This is a genomic window from Actinoplanes sp. NPDC049802 (genome assembly GCF_040656595.1).
Taxonomy (GTDB): Bacteria; Actinomycetota; Actinomycetes; order Mycobacteriales; family Micromonosporaceae; genus Actinoplanes.
The window spans coordinates 1-20,797 of record NZ_JBFAMR010000072.1 but is presented as its reverse complement, the minus strand read 5'-3'; the positions used below and the strand labels follow the sequence as shown (position 1 = coordinate 20,797).

The following is a 20,797-nucleotide window of genomic DNA, read 5'->3' as shown; positions in this document are numbered from 1 at the left end:
GCCGTCACGCCCGGATCACCGCCCGGCCGTCACGACGGCCGCACCCGCCGACGGAAACCGAAACCATGGCCGTCACGCCCGGATCACCGCCCGGCCGTCACGACGGCCGCACCCGCCGACGGAAACCGAAACCATGGCCGTCACGCCCGGATCACCGCCCGGCCGCACCCGGCGACGGGAAGCGGGGCCGTGGCTGTCACGCCGACGCGTCCAGGGCGGCGGTGACGTCGGCGAGCAGGTCCACGGTGTCCTCGATGCCGCAGGAGAACCGCAGGAAGCCGGGCGACGTGTCGTCACCCCACTGGGCCCGCCGGTCCGCCGTGCTGTGCACGCCGCCGAACGACGTGGCCGCGAACACCAGCTTGGCCGACGACAGGAACCGCCCGACCCGCTCGGCCGAGCCCAGATCGAACGACACGATCCCGGGCACCCGCCGCATCTGTGCCGACGCCACCGGGAACGACGGGTCGCCGGGCAGCCCCGGCCACCGCACGCCGGTCACGTCGGAACGCGAGAGCAGCAGTTCGGCGACCGCCGCCGCGTTGGCGCTCTGCCGGGCCAGCCGCAGGTCCAGCGTCGCGATGGACCGGTGCGCCAGCCACGCGTCGAACGCCCCGGGCACCGCGCCGGTCTGCTTGCGCCACGTCTCCACCTTGGCCAGCAGCGCGGGGTCGCCGGCCGACACGTAGCCGAGCAGCACGTCGGAGTGCCCGGTGAGCGCCTTGGTCCCGGAGGCGACGACCAGGTCGGCGCCGAGCGCGAGCGGCGTCTGCCCGAGCGGTGTGGCGGTGGTGTTGTCGACCGCCACCAGCGCGCCGGCCTCGTGGGCGGCGGCGGACAGCGCCCGGATGTCGCACACGTCCAGACCCGGGTTGGCCGGCGTCTCCAGGAGCACGAGACGGACCCCGGTGAACTCCGGGTACGGTCCGGCGGTCGGCACGAGAACCGTCTTCACGCCCAGGTCACGCAGGGTGCCCTCGGCGAACGCGCGTACCGTGAAGTAGCCGTCCGCGGGAAGGGCGACCGTGTCGCCGGTGCGCAGCACGGCGAGCAGCAGCGCCGTGATCGCCGCCTGGCCGCTGGCGAAGACCAGCGTGGGCCCGCCCTCCAGGGAGGCGATCGCCGACTCCAGCGCCCGCCGGGTCGGATGCTCGGTGCGGGCGTACCCGTTCTCTCCGGGCCCGGTCACCGGGTCCAGGTGGTAGGGCGCCGCGAACACCGGCCCCGGCAGGAAGGGTTCGCCGACCACCGGCGCGGGCAGCCCGGCGTGCACCGACCGGGTGCCGTCCGAAAACGAGGAACTCACTCGGGTTTCATCTCCCGTGTCATCAGCAGTTTCACCGCGACCCGCGGGTCCACGCCCTCGTGGCACACGCGCTCGACCTGTTCGACGATCGGCATCTCCACGCCGTTCGCCCGGGCCAGGTCGCGGATGGACAGGCAGCTCTTGACGCCCTCGGCGGTCTGCCGGGTGGCGATCTGCGCCTGTTCCAGGGAGTCGCCACGGCCCAGGTGCTCACCGAAGGTGCGGTTCCGGGCGAGCGGCGACGAGCAGGAGGCGACCAGGTCGCCGAGTCCGGCCAGGCCGGCGAAGGTGAGCGGATCGGCGCCGAGGGCCACGCCGAGCCGGGCGGTCTCGGCCAGGCCGCGGGTGATCAGAGAGGCCCGGGTGTTGTCGCCGAGACCGATGGCCACGGTCATCCCGTACGCCAGGGCGATCACGTTCTTGCAGGCGCCGCCGAGCTCGCAGCCGATCACGTCGTCGCTGGTGTACGGCCGGAAGTAGGGCGTCGCCAGGGCGTGCTGGACCTGCCGGGCGCGGCTCTCGTCGGAGCACGCCACCACGGTCGCGGTGGGCTGTTCGGCGGCGATCTCGGGCGCCAGGTTGGGACCGGAGACCACCACGACCCGGTCCGGGGCGACGCCGGCCGTCTCCACGATGACCTCGCTCATCCGTTTGAGCGTGCCGAGCTCGATGCCTTTCATGAGGGAGACCACGGTGGCGTCGCCGGGGAAGGCGCCGGACCAGTCGGCCAGGTTGCCGCGCAGCGTCTGGGAGGGCACCGCGATGGCGATCAGCTCGGCGCCGGAGACCGCCTCCGCCAGGTCGGTGGTCGCGGTCACGGCCGGCCCGAGGCGTACGCCGGGGAGCGAGCCCTCGTTGGATCCCTTCTCCCGGATCTCCGTGGCGACCGCCTCCCGCCGTGCCCACATGCGCACCTCCGAGCCGGCCTCGGCGAGCACCCTGGCGAACGCGGTGCCCCAGGAACCGGATCCGATGACGGCCGCCTTCATGGCGCATCCTCCGCGGTAGTGGCCCGCCGTGCGGGCCGGTCGTAGAGCGCCGGCGGGTCGCCGTCGCGGATCTCAGCGAGCAGATCCCGGACACCCAGCATGATCGCCTCGGTCATCTCCTCGAGCACCGCCCGGGTCGGTTCGGCGCCGGCCCAGCGGCTGAGGTCGATCGGCGCGCCGGCGGTCACGGTGACGTGCGTACGGCGCAGTTTGAGCTTGTTGGTTCGCGGGTCGAAGATCGCCTGGGCCCCCCAGTTCGCGATCGGCACGACCGGGGCGCCGGTCAGCATCGCGAGCCGGGCCGCGCCGGTCTTGCCGCGCATCGGCCACAGGTCGGGGTGCCGGGTCGTGGTGCCCTCCGGGTAGATCACCACGGCGCCGCCCTCGCGCAGCGCCTCGACCAGCGTATCCAGTGACTTCACCGCCTCCACACTGCCCCGTTCGACCGGGATCTGCCGGGTCTTGCGCAGCAGGAACCCGATCACCGGCACCTTCCAGACGCTGGCCTTGCCGAGGAACCGCGGCCATCGGCCGGCTCTCCAGAGGTAGTGGGCCACGACGAGCGGGTCGAAGTGCGACACGTGGTTGGGGACGATGATCACCGGGCCGGTGGCCGGGATCTCGTTCATCCGGTGCCAGGTCTTGCGGGTCAGCAGGGTCATCACCGGGAGCACCAGCACCACCGCGACACGCTGCCAGAAACCGAGCCTCTGCTGTGCCACGGCATCCCCCGTCCTTCGAACGGCGACGTGGTCCACTGCCGCCCCTGCGTTCACCTGCGACGAAATCATGCCCGCTCATCCCCGGTGGAGCCAGGCAGGGGTCGGCGGATCATTCAGGCAGACTGGCTGGGTGGTGCGGAATTGGACGGTGGTCATCCCGGTGAAGCGGCTGGTTCTGGCGAAGACGCGGCTGCGCGGCGCGGTTCCGCCGGACCGTCACCCGGAGCTGGCGCTCGCCATGGTGCGCGACACGGTGTCCGCGGTGCTCTCCGCCACGTCGGTCGCCGGGCTGATCGTGGTGACCGACGATCCGGAGGTCGGCGGCGCGGTGCGGGAGCTGGGCGCCCGGGTGACGCCGGATCCGGGCGGCGGGCTGAACGCGGCGATGCGGTCCGGCGCCGACCGGGTGGCCGGGCTCGGTGCGCACCGGGCCGTCCTGGCCGGCGATCTGCCGGCGCTGCGGCCGGAGCAGTTGGACGACGCGCTGGGCCGGGTGTCCGCCCGCAGTTTCGTGCCGGACGCGGCCGGCACCGGGACGGTGCTGCTGGCGGCGCCGCCGGGAGAGCCGCTCGACCCGCGGTTCGGCGGGTCGTCGGCGGCGGCGCACGCGGCCACCGGGGCGGTTCCGCTGATCCGGGATTGGCCCGGTCTGCGACAGGACGTGGACACGGCCGCCGATCTGGACGCGGTTCTCACTCTCGGTGCGGGCCCCCGGACCTGTGGGCTGCTGCGTGATCTCGGACTCACCACGGAGTGCGCGCCGGCCGCCTGAGGCGGGTAGCGTGCGATGTCATGCAGGGCACCATCGCGACTTTCGACCCGGACACCCGAAGCGGCTCGCTGCTGCTCGACGACGGGACTCCCCTGGTCTTCGGCCCGGCGGCGTTCGAGCGCTCGGGGCTGCGCCTTCTCCGTCTCGGTCAGCGTGTCACCATCGAACCGGACGAGTCGGGGGCGGTCCGTAGAGTGCTGATTCCCGGAGTCGCCTGAATTGATCATCCGCTAGTTCGTTTCACGTTCCGCCGGAAACGGCGATGATGGAGCCATGCAGACCCCGCCCCGGACCCCCGAGACCCGCCGGCGTGGCCCCAACGGCCGCTTTCTGCCCAGGCCGGAGCAGACAGAGACACAGCCGAGCGAGGCCCCCGATCCCGTGACCGCCGCTGGGCAGGCCGCCACCGAGCTGGTGGTGACCGAGACGGTCACGACCGCGGAGCCGGTGAGCCCGGTGGCCGTGGCCGAGGCGGTGATCGCGGAGCGCGAGGTGGCCGAGCTGACCACCGGTGAGATGATCGCCGACCTCGCCGACGACGAGGACGACGACGAGGACACCGACGAGGCGCCCGGCTATCTGCTGCCCGAGGACCGGTTCCACAACCGGGAGCTCTCCTGGCTGGACTTCAACGCCCGGGTGCTGGCCCTGGCCGAGGACCCGGGGACGCCTCTGCTGGAGCGGGCCAAGTTCCTCGCCATCTTCGCGAGCAACCTGGACGAGTTCTACATGGTCCGGGTGGCGGGTCTGAAGCGGCGGCTCAGTGCGGGCCTGCCGGTCCGTGGCGGGGACCGGTCGCCGCTGCGTCACCAGATCGAGATGATCACCGAGCGGACCGCCGACCTGGTCACCCGGCACGCGGCCTGCTTCGCCGACGAGGTCCGGCCGAAACTCGCTGCGGAGAGCATCGAGCTGGTCTCCTGGAAGGAGCTGAACGCTGCCGAGCAGGGGCGGTTGCGGACGTTCTTCCGGGAGCAGGTGTTCCCGGTGCTGACGCCGCTCGCGGTCGACCCGGCCCACCCGTTCCCGTACATTTCGAGCCGGTCGCTCAACCTGGCGGTGGCGCTGCGCTACCCGGAGGGCGACTCGCCGGAGCTGTTCGCCCGGGTCAAGGTGCCGAACAACGTGCCCCGTTTCGTGACCGTGCAGAACGACAGCCGCGGCGTGCGCTTCCTGCCGGTCGAGGAGCTCATCGCGGTCCACCTCAACCAGCTCTTCCCCGGGATGCAGATCCTGGAGTGGCATCTGTTCCGGGTCACCCGCAACGCCGAGCTGGAGGTCGACGAGGACCGCGACGAGGACCTGCTCCAGGCACTGGAGCGGGAGCTGGCCCAGCGCCGGTTCGGCCCGCCGGTGCGTCTCGAGGTGGCCGCGTCGATCAGCGACCACGTGCTCGACCTGCTGGTCCGCGAGCTCGACATGGACAGTCAGGACGTGTTGCGGGTGCCGGGGCTGCTCGACCTGTCGGCGCTGTGGCAGGTGTTCGGCGAGTGCGACCGGGATGATCTCAAGGACCGCCCGTTCGTTCCGGCGACCCACCCGCACCTGGCCGACGGCGAGGTGCCGCGCAGCGTCTTCAACCGGCTGCGTGAGTCGGACATCCTGGTGCATCACCCGTACCACTCGTTCTCCACCAGCGTGCAGCGGTTCATCGAGCAGGCGGCGGCCGACCCGAACGTGCTGGCCATCAAGCAGACGCTGTACCGGACGTCGGGCGACTCGCCGATCGTGGACGCCCTGGTCGACGCGGCGGCGGCCGGCAAGCAGGTGGTGGTGCTGGTCGAGGTGAAGGCCCGGTTCGACGAGGTGGCCAACATCGCCTGGGCGCGGACGCTGGAGCGGGCCGGCTGCCACGTGGTCTACGGCCTGGTCGGTCTGAAGACGCACTGCAAGACCGCTCTGGTGGTCCGGCAGGAGGGCAACCACATCCGGCGGTACTGCCACATCGGCACCGGCAACTACCACCCGAAGACCGCACGGCTGTACGAGGACTTCGGCATGCTGACCGCCGACCCGGAGGTGGGCGCCGACGTCACCGACCTGTTCAACGTGCTCACCGGGTACAGCCGGCAGACCACGTACCGGCGGCTGCTGGTGGCGCCGCACGGGGTGCGCAAGGGCTTGCTGGAGCGGGTGGACGAGCAGGCCCGGATCGCCCGCGAGGGTGGTGAGGCGCTGGTCCAGTTCAAGGTGAACTCGCTGGTCGACGAGAAGACCATCGACTCGCTGTACCGGGCCTCGCAGGACGGGGTCAAGGTGGATCTGATCATCCGGGGCATGTGCGCGTTGCGGCCGGGTGTCCCCGGTCTGTCGGAGAACATCCGGGTCCGCTCGATCGTCGGCCGGTTCCTGGAGCACTCGCGGGTGTTCCGGTTCGGGCCGGGCGCCGACGCCGAGTACTGGATGGGCTCCGCGGACCTGATGCACCGCAACCTGGACCGCCGGGTGGAGGCGCTGGTCAAGGTGACCCTGCCGTCGACCCGGGAGGAGCTGCGGCATGTGCTGGAGTTCTCGATGGGCGAGCACACCGAGGGCTGGGACCTGGACGCCGACGGTGTGTGGCATCGCAGCGTCGGCACGCCGGGCCGCCCCCAGGTGCATCTGCAGGCGGCCATGCTGCGCCGGATCATCGGCAAGAAGCAGCACTGATGTCGGCTGGTTCCGACGAGCCCGTCGAGCGGGCCGCAGGCGGGGTGCTCTACCGCCGGGGCGCCGACGGCCTGGAGATCTGTGTGGTGCACCGGCCGCGGTACGACGACTGGAGCCTGCCGAAGGGCAAGTTGTCCGACGGTGAGCTGCCGCTGGCCGCCGCGGTCCGGGAGGTCGAGGAGGAGACCGGCGCCGCCGGGATACCGCAGTTGCGGCTGCCCGACGTCGACTACCCGCTGCCCGACGGGCGGCCGAAGAACGTGGCGTTCTGGCTGATGCTGGCCGGCTCGGACGGTCCGGTGCAGGACACCGGCGAGGTGGACGAGCTGGCCTGGCTGCCGTTGGAGGAGGCGGCCGCGCGGGTGACGTACGCCGATGAACGTCGCGTCCTGGCGCATGTCGCCGCTCTTCCGCCGGTCACCGCGGTGATCGCGCTGGTCCGGCACGCCCGGGCCGGGGAGCGCAAGAAGTGGGCCGGCCGGGACGCGCTGCGCCCGATCGACCCGGTCGGCAAGAAGCAGGCGGACCGGTTGGCCGCGCTGCTCACGCCGCTGCGGCCGCGCCGGCTGGTGGCGGCCCCGCCGTTGCGCTGCGGTCAGACGCTGGAGCCGCTCGCCGCGGCGCTCGGCGATCAGCCGATCGTGCGGGACAGCGCGTTCGCCGAGCCGTCCGAGGCGGACCGGTTGCCGGCCCGGCTGGCGGCGGCCCGGTCCCGGCTGGCCGAGTTGCGCTCGTACGAGCGGGTGGTGGTGTGCAGTCAGGGCAAGGTGATGCCGCCGCTGCTGGCGTCGCTGCACGACGGCGCCACCGACCGGTTCAAGACGCCGAAGGGCGACGGTTGGCTGCTGACCTGGTCCGGCGACCGGCTGCTGGGCGCGTCCCGGTTGTGACGGACCGGCTCGCCGGCGGGTCCGCCCGCCAGTAGCCGATCAGGTCGCCGGTGAGCCAGCGCGCCTGCCACAGCTCGTCGCGGCGCGGTTCCCAGTCCCGGTACGGCAGCAGGGCGAGACGCCAGCTCAGCACCCCGGCCAGGTACCAGCCGTAGAGCGGGACGGCGCCCAGCCATCCGTCGAACCGCCGGTACGAGCACCGCGGCGCCGCCCAGCTGACGGCGAGCCCGGACCAGCCGCAGGTGATCACCCAGTCCAGCACCGGCCATCCGGTACGGTCCTCGGCCAGGTCGCCGAGCGTCCATCCGGGTACGACCGCGACGGCGAACAGCCCCGCGGCGATGGTGGCCCGGGCGGTCAGGCCGCGCGGTGTGGATCGGTCCATGCCCGGACCGTAGGCCGCCGGAACCGGGCTGCGCGGCTACACGGAAAAGGCGTCCACCCAACGGTGGACGCCTTTTCCGTGGCGGTCTTTCAGCGCGCTTTTCGCGCCGAGGTGGTACGGGCTCGGGCCGGCGCGGCCGCCGGCGCGGCGGTCTTGCGGGCGGTCCGCTTGGCCGGGGCGGCCTTCGCGGTGGTCGTCTTGGCGGTCGCGGTCTTGGTGGCCGCGGTCTTGGTGGTGGTCTTCTTCGCCGCCGTGGTCTTGGCCGCCGTCGTCTTCGCGGGTGCCGCGGTCGCGCCGGTCTTCTTCGCCGCGGCAGTGGTGGCGGTCTTCTTGGCCGCCGTGGTGGTCTTCTTGGCGGCGGCCGCGGTCTTGGCCGCCGTGGTCTTGGTGGCCGCGGTCTTGGTGGCCGCGGTCTTGGTGGCGGTCTTCTTCGCCGCCGTGGTCTTGGCCGCCGTCGTCTTCGCGGGTGCGGCGGCCGCTGTCCTGGTGGCCGTCTTCTTCGCCGCGGTCGCCTTCGCCGGCTTTCCGCTCGCGACGAGTTCGCGGAATGCGCTGCCCGCCTTGAAGACCGCGACCGATGTCTTCTTCACCTTCACCGGCTCGCCGGTTCGCGGATTCCGCGCCGTTCGCGCATTGCGGGTCCGCTTCTCGAACGATCCGAATCCGGTGAGTGCCACCTTGTCGCCCTTGGCGACGGCGTTCTGCACCTCACTGATGAACGCGTCCAAAGCCAGGGTCGCCGTCTTCTTGTCTCCCAGCCTGCCGGCGAGCGCCTCGATGAGCTCGGCCTTGTTCACGGTTTCCTCCCGGACGTGACGTGAGAACTGGCCCGTCGAAGGCCATTCTGCGCGCACGGTATGCCCCGTGACCCGGTTACAGAAACATTCAGGCGGAAAAACCGTTGTGTCCCAACGAATTCGCCCCTGCCGGGTGACCCGGCAGGGGCGAAATGGCGAACAGAACTAAAGGACGACGACCGGCTTGAAAGCGGGGCGACCCTTCTCGTACGCGGTAATCGCTTCTTCGTGGCGCAGCGTCAGTCCGATGTCGTCGAGGCCTTCCATGAGACGCCAGCGACTGAAATCGTCGATCGGGAACCCGTAGGCGGCGTCGTCCACGCGCACCACCCGGGCCTCCAGGTCGACGGTGATCTCCTTGTCCGGCTCGCTCTCCGCCAGGTCCCAGATGCTCTCCACGATCTTCTGGTCCAACTGGATCGGGAGCAGGCCCTCCTTGAGGGAGTTGCCGCGGAAGATGTCGCCGAAGCGGGAGGCGATGACCGCCTTGAATCCCCAGTCGCGCAGCGCCCAGACGGCGTGCTGCCGGGACGAGCCGGTGCCGAAGTTGGGTCCGGCGACCAGGATGGTGGCGCCGGCGTGCTGCGGCTTGTTCAGCACGAAGCCGGGGTCCTCACGCCAGGCGTTGAAGAGCCCGTCCTCGAACCCGGTACGCGTGACACGCTTCAGGTAGACGGCCGGGATGATCTGGTCGGTGTCCACGTCGGAACGGCGCAGCGGCATGACCTTGCCGCTGTGGGTGACGAACTTGTCCATGTCAGCTTCCTCTACTCAGAGGTCGGCGGGGGCGGCCAGCCGGCCGACCACGGCGGTGGCGGCGGCGACCTGCGGCGAGACCAGGTGGGTGCGCCCGCCCTTGCCCTGCCGGCCCTCGAAGTTGCGGTTGGAGGTGGACGCGGCGCGCTGGCCGGGACTGAGCGTGTCCGGGTTCATGCCCAGGCACATCGAGCAGCCGGCGAACCGCCACTCGGCGCCCGCCTCGGTGAAGACCTTGTCCAGGCCCTCGGCCTCGGCCTGTTCCCGCACCAGGTACGAGCCGGGCACGATCATCATGCGGACGCCGTCGGCGACCTTGCGGCCACGGATCACGTCGGCCGCGGCGCGCAGGTCCTCGAGCCGGCCGTTGGTGCACGAGCCGACGAAGACCACGTCGACCGGGACCTCACGGAACGGGGTGCCGGGGGTGAGGGCCATGTAGTCGAGGGCGCGCTGGGCGGCGCCGCGCTCGACCTCGTCGAGGAAGTCCTCGGGGCTGGGGACGACGCCGTTCAGCGCGGCGCCCTGGCCCGGGTTGGTGCCCCAGGTGATGAACGGGCTGATCTGCGAGGCGTCCAGGATGATCTCGGTGTCGTACTCGGCGTCCTCGTCGGTGGCGAGGGTCTTCCAGTACTCGACCGCGGCGTCCCACTGCTCGCCCTTCGGGGCGTGCGCGCGATCCCTCAGGTACTCGAACGTGGTCTCGTCCGGCGCGATCATGCCGGCCTTGGCGCCCCACTCGATCGACATGTTGCAGATCGTCATCCGGCCCTCCATGGAGAGCTTGCGGATGGCCTCGCCGCGGTACTCCACGATGTGGCCGTTGCCGCCGCCGGTGCCGGTCTGCGTGATCAGCGCGAGGATCAGGTCCTTCGCGGTGACGCCCGGGCCCAGCTCGCCGACGACCGTGACGGCCATCGTCTTCGGCTTGGCCTGCGGCAGCGTCTGGGTGGCGAGCACGTGCTCGACCTCGCTGGTGCCGATGCCGAAGGCCAGCGCGCCGAACGCGCCGTGCGTGGCGGTGTGCGAGTCACCGCAGACGATCGTCATGCCGGGCTGGGTGAGGCCCAACTGCGGGCCGATCACGTGCACGATGCCCTGGTTCACATCGCCCAGCGGGCGGATCTCGACACCGAACTCAGCGCAATTCTTCCGCAGCGTCTCGATCTGCGTACGTGAGGTCGTGTCGGCGATCGTGAACAGTTCACCGCGCTTGGTGTTGAACGCGGGGTCCGCATACCCGGTCGGGGTGTTGTGGTCCTCCGTCGCGAGCGTGAGGTCGGTCCGGCGCACCGGCCGGCCGGCCATCCGCAGCCCGTCGAAGGCTTGCGGGCTGGTGACCTCGTGCAGCAGGTGCAGGTCGATGTAGAGCAGGTCAGGCTCACCCTCGGCCGTGCGCACCACGTGGTCATCCCAGACCTTCTCGGCCAGGGTCCTGGGTTTCCCGCTCTGGGGAGTGACTCCCACCATCTGGACATCCTAAATTCTGGAATGTATGTTTCGGCTTGTGGGACACAGTATGAGCGGTGTAGGCGTTCTCGACAAGGCGGTTGTCATCCTCGCCGCATGTGTCGACGGCGCCAGCCTTGCCGAGTTGGTCGAACGCACCAAGTTGCCGCGGGCGACCGCACATCGCCTGGCCCAGGCACTGGAGATTCATCGGATGCTGGTGCGCGACACTCAAGGAAGATGGCGTCCGGGACCGAGATTGGGCGAGTTGGCCAATGCCGCGCCGGACGTTCTGCTGACCGCCGCCGAGCCCCTGCTGTCCGCACTTCGGGACGCCACCGGCGAGAGTGCTCAGCTCTACCTGCGCCGCGCCGATGAGCGTATCTGCGTCGCCGCCGCCGAGCGCGCGAGTGGTCTTCGTGACACCGTGCCGGTCGGCTCGGTGCTGCCGATGGTCGCCGGCTCGGCCGCACAGATCCTGCTCGCATGGGAGCCGCCCGAGGCGGTGATGCCGCTCCTGCCGCGCTGCAAGTTCACCGGCCGCACCCTCGCCGAGGTCCGCCGCCGGGGCTGGGCGCAGAGCGTCGCCGAGCGCGAGCCGGGTGTGGCAAGCGTCTCAGCGCCGATCCGCGACCGGACCGGCCGGGTGATCGCGTCGATCTCGATAAGCGGCCCGATCGAGCGACTGGGCCGCCGGCCCGGTGAGCGGCACGCGATGGCCGTCGTCCGCGCCGGCCAGCGACTGTCCGGCCTCTGATTCCCCGCCCGAAACCTCCGTGCCCGCCCCGCCCCGCTCTCCCGGCGGGGCGGCTTCGTTTCCGCCTCACCCCTGGCCTTCGCCGCGGGCGGCCCACTTCCCCGGTAGGACCGCTTCGCTTCCCCTCACCCACCCTCACCCCGGGCGACCCCACCTCCCCGGTGGGACGACTTCGCTTCCCCTCACCCCGGGCCTCGCTTCCCCGGAATGATCGCGGTGAGTGGATAGGCTGCCGCCGTGCGGCTCTTCGGGAAGGACGATCGGCTCTTCGGGCGCGAAGCCGAGTGCGCCGTCCTCGACGGCCTTCTCGCGGAGGCGCGATCCGGGCGCAGTGCGGCCCTGGTGCTGCGCGGCGAGCCCGGAGCGGGCAAGACCGCTCTGCTTCGGTACGCGTGGAGCAGGGTCGCCGTCGCACCTCAGGACGGCGGCAGGGTCCCCGTCGCACCTCAGGACGGCGGCAGAGTCGCCGTCGCACCCCGGGACGGCGCCGCCGAGCGGTCCACCGTCAGCGACGCCACGACGCCCCTGTCCGGCGACATCGGAACACCCGTCATCAGCGACACCGAGGCGCTCTCCATGAGCGACGCCGAAACACTCTTCGCCGGCGGTGTCGAGGCCGAGGCCGGGCTGCCGTACGCCGGACTGCACCGCCTGCTCATCCCGCTCCTGCCGGACCGTGGCCATCTCCCGGCCGCCCAGCGCGCCGCCCTCGAGGTGGCCTGCGGTCTCGCCGACGGCCCCTCCCCCGACCTGTACCTGGTGAGCCTGGCAGCGCTCACCCTGCTGGCCGCCACTCCCCGGCTGTGCGTCGTCGACGACGTGCACTGGCTGGATCCGGACTCGGCCCGCGCCCTCGCCTTCGTGGCCCGCCGCCTGCACGCCGAGGGTGTGGTCCTGCTCTTCGGCCAGCGTGCCGTCGCGGACGATCCGGGACTGTTCGCCGGCGTGGACGTGCTGGAGGTCACCGGCCTGAGCCGGGACGCCGCCGTGGCGCTGCTCTCCGACGTGGTCGCCGGCGATCTGGACCTGAGCCTGGCCGAGCACATCGCCGCGGCCACCGGCGGCAACCCGCTCGCTCTCACCGACCTGGGCCGCGAACTCACCGACGAACAGTTGCGCGGCGCCTCCCCGCTGCCCGGGCCGGTGCCGATCGGCAGCCGTCTGGAGGCGCACTACGCGGCCCGGGCCGGCGGCTATCCGCCGGCCACCCGTACCTGGCTGGTGCTGGCGGCGGCCGGCGCGGGCGCCCGGCACGACCATCTGCTGTCCGCCGCCCGGCTTCTCGGCGTCCGGCCGGAGGACGCCGGACCGGCCGAATCGGACCGGCTGGTGTCCGGCATCCCGCCGATCGTCTTCCGGCATCCCCTGGCCGGCTCCGCGGTGTACGGCGACGCGGCGCCCGCCGAGCGCCGGGCCGTGCACGCCGCTCTGGCCGCGGCCATCACCGGTGACGCCGACGCGGACCGGCGGGCCTGGCATCTGGCCGCCGCCACGGCCGCGCCGGACGAGGCGGTCGCCGCCGAACTGGAACGCCGCGCCGATCGGGCCGGCGCCCGCGGCGGGCACTCGGCCCGGGCCACCTTCCTGAGCCGGGCCGCCGAACTCACCCCGGACGAGACCGTCCGGGCCGGACGCCGGGTGGAGGCGGCCGCCGCGGCGATGGCGGCCGGCGCTCCCGCCCGGGCCATGCTGCTGCTGGAGGCGGTGGACGAACGGCACCTGACCGGGCCTGCCCGCGGGTCGGCGCTGCAGACCCGGGCGCTCGCCACCGTCAACGTCGGCGAGCCCACCGCCCTGGGCGAGGCCGGCGCGCTCTGCCTGGAGGCGGTCGCCGCGTTCGGTGACGACCACGCCCGGGCCCGGCGGGCCGCGGTCCAGGCCGTGGACCACGCCATCGGCGCGGAACACCTGGCGTCGGTGAGCGAGATCACGGTCGCGGCCGAGGCCGCCCGGCTCGCCGCCACCGACCCGGACGGGCTCGACGGGCTGCTGCTGGCCGGTTACGCCTCGTTCGTCCTCGACGGGTACGCGTCCTGCGTGCCCGCCCTGCGCCGGGCCGTCGCCGCGATCGCCGACCCGGCACTGCCCGACGAGACGCTGCGCCGCCGCTTCGTCGTCGGGGTCAACTACTGCAACCTGCTCTGGGACGACGACACCAAGCTGGCGCTGCTGGAGCGGGCCGCGGCCGCCGCCCGCCGTACCGGAGCCCTGCACGCGCTCGACCTGGTCCACTTCGTCGGCGCGATGACCGACGCCGTGCTGGGCCGCCTCGACCACGCCGACCGGCACGACGCCGCCGGGCAGCGGCTGCGCCGGTCGATCGGCATCACCGCCGAACAGGAGCAGGTGTGGCGGCATCCGGAGCTGGTGGCCTGGCGTTCCCCGGACGGGTTCCGGGAGACCGTCCCGCAGGCGCTGCAGGTCTTCGAGATGCTGCACATGGGTGGCATGCACGCGGTCACCCGCCTCGCCACGGCCGGACTGGACATCGCGAGCGGCGACTACCCGGCCGCCCGAGACCTGCTGCTGGGCATCGTCGAGCTGGGACGGCCCCGCCGGTACGCCTGGGCGCTGCCCGATCTCGTCGAGGCCGCGGTCCGGTCCGGCGACCGCGGCACCGCCGAACTGGCGCTGAACGACCTGACCCTGGCCGCCGGCAACAGCGGCACACCCCGCGCCCTCGGCCTGCTCGACCGGTCCAGGGCCCTGCTGGCCGTACCCGGCGAAGCCGAGGAGCACCACCGGAACGCGATCGAACGGCTCGCCACCACTCCGGCGCACGGCGACCTGGCCCGGGCCCGGCTGCTCTACGGCGAATGGCTGCGACGGCGCCGCCGTCGGCGCGACGCGCGGGACCAACTCGCCACGGCACTCGACATGTTCGAGCAGGTCCGGGCCACCGCGTTCGCCGGTCGCGCCCGCGCCGAACTCGGGGCGCTCGGGGAGGTCGTGCGCTCACCCGTACCGGAGAAGGACGAAACGGCCTTGACCCCGCAGGAGGCCGCCGTGGCCCGCCTGGCCGGCGCCGGGGCCACCAACGCGGAGATCGCCGCCCACCTGTATCTCAGCCCCAGCACCGTCGACTACCACCTGCGGAAGGTGTTCCGGAAGCTCGGCGTCACCTCGCGCCGCCGGTTGCGCGAGGCGTTGCACGACTGACTACGAGTCGCACGGGATTCGGTGATGGGCGCGTTCCCACCAGGATCGGCAGAGGTGTCATCAAGAGGGGGAACACGAGAGATGAAGCCGATCGTTCTGGTGCACGGATTCTGGGTCACGCCGCGTAGCTGGGAGAACTGGGTCGCTCACTACGAGGCCAAGGGCCACCGGGTGATCGCGCCCGCCTACCCCGGTTTCGAGGTCGAGGTGGAGGCCCTCAACGCCGACCCGTCCCCGATTCTGAACGTCACCGTGCCGCAGATCATCGCGCACCTGGAGGAGCAGGTCCGGGCGCTGCCCGAGCCGCCGATCATCATCGGGCACTCGGCCGGTGGCGCGTTCACCCAGATCCTGCTCGACCACGGGTGCGGCGCGGCCGGGGTGGCGATGAACTCGGCGCCCACCGAGGGGGTGCGGGTGGTGCCGCTGTCCCAGGTCAAGTCCACCTTCCCGGTCCTGAAGAACCCGGCGAACCGGCACAAGGCGGTGCCGCTGACGCTGGAGCAGTGGACGTACGCCTTCACCAACACGTTCACCGAACAGGAGTCGAAGGCTCTCTACGAGCGGTACGCCATCCCGGCCAACGGGGGCATCCTGTGGGGCAGCGTGCTCGCCAACTTCCAGCCCGGCCACCAGGACACCTGGGTCGACTACCACAACGACGAGCGGGCGCCGCTGCTGTTCGTCTCCGGGTCCGAGGACCACATCATGCCGCCCGAGGTGCAGCGGTCCAACCACAAGCACTACAAGTCGAACACGGTGACCGAGATCCGAGAATACGAGGGCTACGCCCACCTGCTGCCCGCGCAGAAGGGCTGGGAGCAGATCGCCGACGAGGTCCTCGAATGGGCTCTGCGGCACGCCCGGTGAACGACCTGCGGATCACCCACATCGGCGGGCCCACCACCCTGATCGAGATCGCCGGGGTCCGCCTGCTCACCGACCCGACCTTCGACGACCCGGGCCGGCGGTACTCGTTCGGCCTGGGCACGTCCTCGGTCAAGACAGCCGGCCCGGCCGTGCCCGCCGCCGAACTCGGGCCGGTCGACGCGGTGCTGCTCACCCACGACCATCACGGCGACAACCTGGACATCGCCGGCCGGGCGCTGCTGCCGACGGTCCCGGTGGTGCTGACCACGGTGAGCGGGGCCCGCCGTCTCGGCGGCAACGCCACCGGTCTGACCCCGTGGACGACCGCCACCGTCGGCGGCGTCGAGGTCACCGCCACCCCGGCCCGGCACGGTCCGCCGCTGAGCCGGCCCATCGTCGGCGAGGCCGTCGGGTTCGCGCTGCGTCCGCCCGGCAGCCCGTCGGTCGTCTGGATCTCCGGGGACACCGTGCTGTTCGGTGGCGTCCGGGAGGTGGCGTCCCGGTTCACCGTCGACACCGCGATCCTGCACCTCGGTGAAGTGCGGTTCGGGCTCACCGGCCCGATCCGCTACACCATGAACGGCCGGGACGCCGCCCGCCTCGTCGAGACGGTGCGGCCGCGCACGGTGGTGCCGGTCCACTACGAAGGCTGGTCGCACTTCCACGAGGGCCGCGCCGGGGTGGAGGCCGCCTTCCCGCCCGGCACGCTCACCTGGCTCACACCGGGCGTCCCCGCCACGGTGTGAGCGTCACGGCATCCAGACGGCGTGGTCGTGGGGAACACCCGAGGATCTGTGATCTCAGTCATCGACGCGGTGTTTCACCCGGGATGACGGTCCACCACACAGCAGATCGGCCCGCACCGAATCCGGTGCGGGCCGATCGATCTGTAGTCCCGAAGGGATTCGAACCCTCGCTACCGCCTTGAGAGGGCGGCGTCCTAGGCCGCTAGACGACGGGACCCCATCTGCGCCTCCGGCATTCCCCGGCGGCGCGCTGAACTCTATCAGCCCGCCGCCCGCAGCCGAAATCGGATATCCACCCACCTCAGCGCCCCACTCCGGCCGATTGCCACGCGCTCTCCGCAACCCTCCCCGGTACGGCGTACGCCCACCCGGCTCGCCCGGCCACCCCTGCTCGGCCGGCCACCAGAGCGGCCTCAGACCGACCGAAACAGCCCCTGAGCACCAGCCCTCCGAAGCCGGCCCTTCACGCCGGCCGGTACGGATCACCCGGCCGCTGGAGGCGACGAGCCGTGCCGGTCACGTCGTTCACTCGTCCTCGGCAACTCGGGTCACGGTCACCATCGGTCGGAGGCGACGAGCCGTGCCGGTCACGTCGTCCACTCGTCCTCGGCAACTCCGGTCACGGTCACCATCGGTCGGAGGCGACGAGCCGTGCCGGTCACGTCGTCCACTCGTCCTCGGCAACTCCGGTCACGGTCACCATCGGTCGGCCCCGTTGACCTCTTCGGCGTCCTCGCGGAACCCCCAAAGGCGTTGCGCACGTGGAGATGGCGCCTCCTGACGCCGGCACGTCGTAGGCGTTCGACTTCAAGCTCCATCCCCGCGTTGGCGCCATCGTCTGACAGAGCCAGGCGGAACCTGACAACGGCACGCGGAACTTCGTCAGTGCGATGGTGTCCACAGGAGAGCAAGCCTGGATCTCCACTTCACGGTGCGCTCGTCCCTGAGCAAGACCGGCGAAACGACCCGGCCGGCCGCGATGACTCCCCGGCGACCGCCACTGACGCTGCCCCGTGAATTCCACCGTGCGGCACCGGCCGGCCGTCACACGCCATCACCATCACGTTCACCGGCTGGCCGCGCACGCAGGAACGGATCTTCGTCCGGGGATACGGGACACGGATCACGGGCTATCGGTGTTCCGCAGACGTGACACCTGCAACGGGTGTCGTCACACCCACTACGGGTGTCACGTTCTCCGAGCACACATCGCCCTGCACGCCCGCCCACCGGACGGCAGGACGGCAGGACACCAGGACGCACCGTCGGTGCGCTGGGGGCGCCCGCCCGGCGGGCAGACGGGGCCGAGCGATTCGGCACGCACGCAAGGCCGAGCGATTCGGCACGCACGCAAGGCCGAGCGATTCGGCACGCACGCAAGGCCCTGCGCGGTCGCTCACGAGTGTCACAGCGGCGCTCGGGGCACACCGTCGGTGCGCTGTGCGCCCCGCCCGCCCGCCCGCCCGGCGGGCGTGCAGGCAGGCGGGCCCGGCGATTTGGCCAGCAGGGTCAACACTGAGCACCAGACGCCCGGGGCGGCTGGCCACCCGAGCGGTCCCAGACCCGCGGAGCCGACGCTGAGCACCAGACGCCCGGGACCGCTGTTCAGGCCGGCGGAGACAGCGGCGGAGATCCACGGCGGGGCTGGGTGGAGGGTGACCGTGCAGGTGGACCGGCGGGCGCGTTATGGCCGGGAGTGGGCAGCGCCTCGCGGGGCTCGGCGGGACGGGGTGGATGCGGTTGGCGAGCGGTCCACCGCGTACCGATGACGGGTTTGGAAAGCGAAACGGCCCGCATCCGAAAGATGCGGGCCGTTCCTCGATGTAGTCCCGAAGGGATTCGAACCCTCGCTACCGCCTTGAGAGGGCGGCGTCCTAGGCCGCTAGACGACGGGACCAGAACGTGCTCTGTTACTGCTTCCAGCACTGCCCTCCCGGAGGAGGACTGCGCTGGGGTACCAGGACTCGAACCTAGACTAGCTGAACCAGAATCAGCCGGGCTGCCAATTACCCCATACCCCATTTGGCCCGGCTTGCCGCGCCGGGGAGAACTTTACCCGAGGCCCCGCGGCCCGCCAAATCGGGTTACCCGAATAGATTCGCGTGACGGCGTGCCCACTCCACGTAGCGCATCGCGGGGCGCCCGGTCAGCTCGGCGACCGTCGGCACGGCGGCCTGCGGGTGCTCGGCCAACTGGGCGAGGCCGTCGAGGTACCAGTCGCCGTACTCCCCCATCCGCTCGGTGAAGTGCTCGCGCGCGGCCTCGCCGGTCAGCTCCACGAAGGCGAGGTCGCGGCCCAGGGCCTCGCCGATGGCCGCCAGCTTCTGCCGGCGAGTCAGGGCCTCCGGGCCGGTCAGACCGTAGGAGCGGCCCTCGTGGTCCTCGGACAGCAGAACCCGGGCGGCCACCGCGGCGATGTCCTCATGGGCGATCGGAGCGTTCACCACGTCGCCGAAGGCGTCGCGCACCACGTCGCCGGCGCGGATCTGGGCCGCCCAGTCGACCGAGTTGGACATGAACTCTCCCGGCTCCAGATGGGTGAACGGAACACCGCAGGCCTCCACGCCGTCCTCGATCACCTGCCAGTGGCCGCCCTTCTCGCCGGCCATGTCGACGATGTGCCGCACCCCGGCCGCGGCGGCCAGACGGCAGGCCTCGAAGACGGTCTCACGGTGTGGGGCGAGGAACACCTTCTCCACCCCTTCCAGGGCGGCCGGCAGGGTCGTCAGCCGGCCGAGGAAGCCGCGCGCCACCTCGACCCCGGGCGGGAGGGCGGCCCGGTCCGGGTCGACGGTGAGGGCGCGCACGTCGGTGGCGCCGTGGGCCAGCAACTCGTCGACGACCATCCGGCCCACGTTTCCGGTGGCGCCGGTGACAAGGATCTTCATTCTCGTACCCCCTACGGAAACTCCTTTCCCGTAGGGTATACGGAATCATGGAGAACTACCCACTGCTCTGGCGGAGAAATCTGCCCGCGAAGAAGGCGGCGGGGCGCCCGCCGCGGCTCAGCGCCGACGCGGTGGTGGCCGCCGCGATCCGGATCGCCGACGCGGACGGGCTGGACGCGGCCTCGATGGCGCGGGTGGCGGCGGATCTCGGGGTGGCGACGATGACGCTCTACACCTACGTGCCGTCCCGCTCCGTCCTTGTCGATCTGATGGTCGACGAGGTGCTGCTGGCCCGCGGGCTCGCCGCATCTCCGGAGGGCTGGCGGGAGCGGGTGGCGGTCTTCGCGGCGCGGACCCGGGAGATGTTCGTGGCGCACCCCTGGCTGACCGAGGTGTCACTGGTCCGGCCGCCGCTGGGGCCGGGCACGATGGCCGAGCGGGAGTACATGATCGCCACGCTGAGCGGCCTGGGCCTGCCGGTCGGGGAGATCAACCGGGCGGCGATCGCGGTGACCGCGTATGTCTACGCGTTCGCCCGGGAGGCCGGCGAGGACGCGCGGCTCAGCCGTACCAGCGGGCAGTCGACCGAGTCGTGGTGGTCGGAACGCGGCGAGTTCTGGGAGAAGTGGTTCGACGTGGCGGCGTACCCGGCGATGACCGCGCTGTGGAACGCGGGCGGGTTCGAGGACCAGGCCGCGTTCGATTACGGCCTGGCCCTGCTGCTCGACGGGATCGAGCGGTCAGTCGAGTGACACGACCGGGTTGCGCAGCTCGCCGATGCCCTGGACGCTGACCGACACGGTGTCGCCCGGGACGATCCGGCTGACCCCGGCCGGCGTGCCGGTGAGGATGATGTCGCCGGGCAGCAGCGTCATGACGTGCGACACGTAGGAGATCAGGGCCGGGATGTCGAAGACCATGTCCTTGGTGCGCCCGATCTGGCGGACCTCGAGGTTCTGCGGATCCTGGCCGACCTCGCAGCGCACCTCGATGTCGCTGACGTCGAGGCCGGTGACGATCCACGGGCCGATCGGGCAGAACGAGTCGAAGCCCTTGGCCCGGGTCCACTGGGGGTCGCTGCGCTGCAGGTCGCGGGCGGTCACGTCGTTGCCGCAGGTGTAGCCGAAGATCGCCTTCTCGGCGCCGGCCCGGTCGACCCGGCGGGCGCCGCCGGCCCCGATCACCACGGCCAGCTCGGCCTCCTCCTCGACCTGGCCGGCCACCGAGGGGATCCGGATCGCGTCGCCGGGGCCGATCACCGAGGTGGACGGCTTGATGAAGATCAGCGGCTCCTTGGGCACCTCGTTGCCCATCTCGGCGGCGTGGTCGGCGTAGTTGCGCCCGATCCCGATCACCTTGCTGGAGAAGATCGGGGCGAGCAGCCGGATGTCGGCCAGGGCCCACCGCTGGCCGGTGAAGCGCACCTCGTTGAAGGGCAGGCTGTCGATCTCGGCCACCGTCAGACCCGAGGAACCGTCGCCCTCGACGACGCCGAACGAGACTCCACCGGCATGAACAAATCGGGCGAAGCGCACGAGTAATCCCATCTCTAGCGGTGCGGGCTACCGGCCGGCTGTCCGGGCCGGCTCAGTCACGCTGAGCCGGCAGCAGCGTTCGGCAGCCGCAGACCAGGTACGACGCGGTCAAGGTGAAGTAGCCGGG

Annotated in this window: 18 protein-coding genes and 3 tRNA genes; 9 read left to right on the top strand and 12 right to left on the bottom strand. The window is 71.7% G+C overall.

Annotated elements, in window-relative coordinates; genetic code table 11:
* Positions 1–196: 196 nt before the first annotated feature.
* The 3 genes from AB0I88_RS33295 to AB0I88_RS33285 are packed head-to-tail and all read right to left on the bottom strand — an operon-like array spanning position 197 to position 3,017.
* The gene (locus AB0I88_RS33295; protein ID WP_361033867.1) at positions 197–1,306 is read right to left on the bottom strand and encodes a cystathionine gamma-lyase; all 1,110 of its coding nucleotides are present in this window, start codon (positions 1,304–1,306) and stop codon (positions 197–199) included.
* Complete coding sequence (locus tag AB0I88_RS33290; RefSeq protein WP_361033864.1) at positions 1,303–2,295, bottom strand: NAD(P)H-dependent glycerol-3-phosphate dehydrogenase; 993 nt, start codon at positions 2,293–2,295, stop codon at positions 1,303–1,305. The genes AB0I88_RS33295 and AB0I88_RS33290 overlap by 4 nt, the downstream gene beginning before the upstream one ends.
* Complete coding sequence (locus AB0I88_RS33285; RefSeq protein ID WP_361033861.1) at positions 2,292–3,017, bottom strand: lysophospholipid acyltransferase family protein; 726 nt, start codon at positions 3,015–3,017, stop codon at positions 2,292–2,294. Before AB0I88_RS33285 ends, AB0I88_RS33290 begins: the two co-directional genes overlap by 4 nt.
* 130 nt (positions 3,018–3,147) lie before the next feature.
* On the opposite strand from AB0I88_RS33285, the gene cofC reads away from it, so the two are divergent.
* From cofC to AB0I88_RS33265, 4 genes are read left to right on the top strand one after another with little or no spacing between them, the layout of a single operon-like run.
* Positions 3,148–3,789, top strand: a complete 642-nt coding sequence (gene cofC, locus AB0I88_RS33280) for a 2-phospho-L-lactate guanylyltransferase (RefSeq protein WP_361033858.1) — start codon at positions 3,148–3,150, stop codon at positions 3,787–3,789.
* 20 nt (positions 3,790–3,809) lie between these two features.
* Positions 3,810–4,007 carry a cold-shock protein gene (locus AB0I88_RS33275; RefSeq protein ID WP_361033855.1) on the top strand — a complete coding sequence of 66 codons (198 nt, stop codon included), beginning with the start codon at positions 3,810–3,812 and terminating at the stop codon, positions 4,005–4,007.
* Positions 4,008–4,062: 55 nt separating this feature from the next.
* Positions 4,063–6,438, top strand: a complete 2,376-nt coding sequence (locus tag AB0I88_RS33270; RefSeq protein WP_361033852.1) for an RNA degradosome polyphosphate kinase — start codon at positions 4,063–4,065, stop codon at positions 6,436–6,438.
* The gene (locus AB0I88_RS33265; protein ID WP_361033849.1) at positions 6,438–7,328 is read left to right on the top strand and encodes an NUDIX hydrolase; all 891 of its coding nucleotides are present in this window, start codon (positions 6,438–6,440) and stop codon (positions 7,326–7,328) included. The genes AB0I88_RS33270 and AB0I88_RS33265 overlap by 1 nt, the downstream gene beginning before the upstream one ends.
* Here the strand turns inward: AB0I88_RS33265 and AB0I88_RS33260 are convergent.
* From AB0I88_RS33260 to leuC, 4 genes are all read right to left on the bottom strand, one after another.
* Complete coding sequence (locus AB0I88_RS33260; RefSeq protein WP_361033846.1) at positions 7,255–7,713, bottom strand: hypothetical protein; 459 nt, start codon at positions 7,711–7,713, stop codon at positions 7,255–7,257. The two genes, AB0I88_RS33265 and AB0I88_RS33260, sit on opposite strands and share 74 nt — an antisense overlap.
* Positions 7,714–7,802: 89 nt before the next feature.
* A complete protein-coding gene (locus AB0I88_RS33255) occupies positions 7,803–8,510 on the bottom strand; it encodes an HU family DNA-binding protein (protein ID WP_361033843.1) in 708 nt (235 codons plus the stop codon).
* Between the two features lie 165 nt (positions 8,511–8,675).
* Positions 8,676–9,266, bottom strand: a complete 591-nt coding sequence (leuD, locus tag AB0I88_RS33250; protein ID WP_361033840.1) for a 3-isopropylmalate dehydratase small subunit — start codon at positions 9,264–9,266, stop codon at positions 8,676–8,678.
* Positions 9,267–9,281: 15 nt separating this feature from the next.
* Complete coding sequence (gene leuC, locus AB0I88_RS33245; protein ID WP_361033837.1) at positions 9,282–10,736, bottom strand: 3-isopropylmalate dehydratase large subunit; 1,455 nt, start codon at positions 10,734–10,736, stop codon at positions 9,282–9,284.
* Positions 10,737–10,785: 49 nt separating this feature from the next.
* Here leuC and AB0I88_RS33240 point away from each other — a divergent pair, with 49 nt between their 5' ends.
* From AB0I88_RS33240 to AB0I88_RS33225, 4 genes are all read left to right on the top strand, one after another.
* Positions 10,786–11,472, top strand: a complete 687-nt coding sequence (locus AB0I88_RS33240) for an IclR family transcriptional regulator (RefSeq protein WP_014447202.1) — start codon at positions 10,786–10,788, stop codon at positions 11,470–11,472.
* A 237-nt stretch (positions 11,473–11,709) separates the two neighbouring features.
* Positions 11,710–14,631, top strand: a complete 2,922-nt coding sequence (locus tag AB0I88_RS33235; protein WP_361033834.1) for a LuxR C-terminal-related transcriptional regulator — start codon at positions 11,710–11,712, stop codon at positions 14,629–14,631.
* 81 nt (positions 14,632–14,712) lie between these two features.
* On the top strand, positions 14,713–15,501 hold the full coding sequence (locus tag AB0I88_RS33230; RefSeq protein ID WP_361033831.1) for an alpha/beta hydrolase: 789 nt from the start codon (positions 14,713–14,715) through the stop codon (positions 15,499–15,501).
* Positions 15,477–16,247 (top strand): MBL fold metallo-hydrolase, encoded by a 771-nt coding sequence (locus AB0I88_RS33225; protein ID WP_361033828.1) that lies wholly within the window; start codon positions 15,477–15,479, stop codon positions 16,245–16,247. Before AB0I88_RS33230 ends, AB0I88_RS33225 begins: the two co-directional genes overlap by 25 nt.
* A 144-nt stretch (positions 16,248–16,391) precedes the next feature.
* Here AB0I88_RS33225 and AB0I88_RS33220 read toward each other — a convergent pair.
* From AB0I88_RS33220 to AB0I88_RS33205, 4 genes are all read right to left on the bottom strand, one after another.
* Positions 16,392–16,464: transfer RNA gene (locus AB0I88_RS33220), tRNA-Glu, on the bottom strand.
* 1,607 nt (positions 16,465–18,071) lie between these two features.
* Positions 18,072–18,144: transfer RNA gene (locus tag AB0I88_RS33215), tRNA-Glu, on the bottom strand.
* A gap of 52 nt (positions 18,145–18,196) precedes the next feature.
* Positions 18,197–18,268, bottom strand: a tRNA-Gln gene (locus tag AB0I88_RS33210).
* Positions 18,269–18,331: 63 nt separating this feature from the next.
* Positions 18,332–19,135 (bottom strand): NAD(P)H-binding protein, encoded by an 804-nt coding sequence (locus AB0I88_RS33205; protein ID WP_361033825.1) that lies wholly within the window; start codon positions 19,133–19,135, stop codon positions 18,332–18,334.
* A 47-nt stretch (positions 19,136–19,182) separates the two neighbouring features.
* Between AB0I88_RS33205 and AB0I88_RS33200 the strand changes: the two genes are divergently transcribed.
* Positions 19,183–19,887: a TetR/AcrR family transcriptional regulator C-terminal domain-containing protein gene (locus tag AB0I88_RS33200; protein ID WP_361033822.1), complete on the top strand. Its 705-nt coding sequence runs from the start codon at positions 19,183–19,185 to the stop codon at positions 19,885–19,887.
* On the opposite strand, the gene AB0I88_RS33195 is transcribed toward AB0I88_RS33200, so the two are convergent.
* Positions 19,876–20,670, bottom strand: coding sequence for a fumarylacetoacetate hydrolase family protein (locus tag AB0I88_RS33195; RefSeq protein ID WP_361033819.1), 795 nt, complete (start codon positions 20,668–20,670; stop codon positions 19,876–19,878). The two genes, AB0I88_RS33200 and AB0I88_RS33195, sit on opposite strands and share 12 nt — an antisense overlap.
* Between the last annotated feature and the right edge of the window lie 127 nt (positions 20,671–20,797).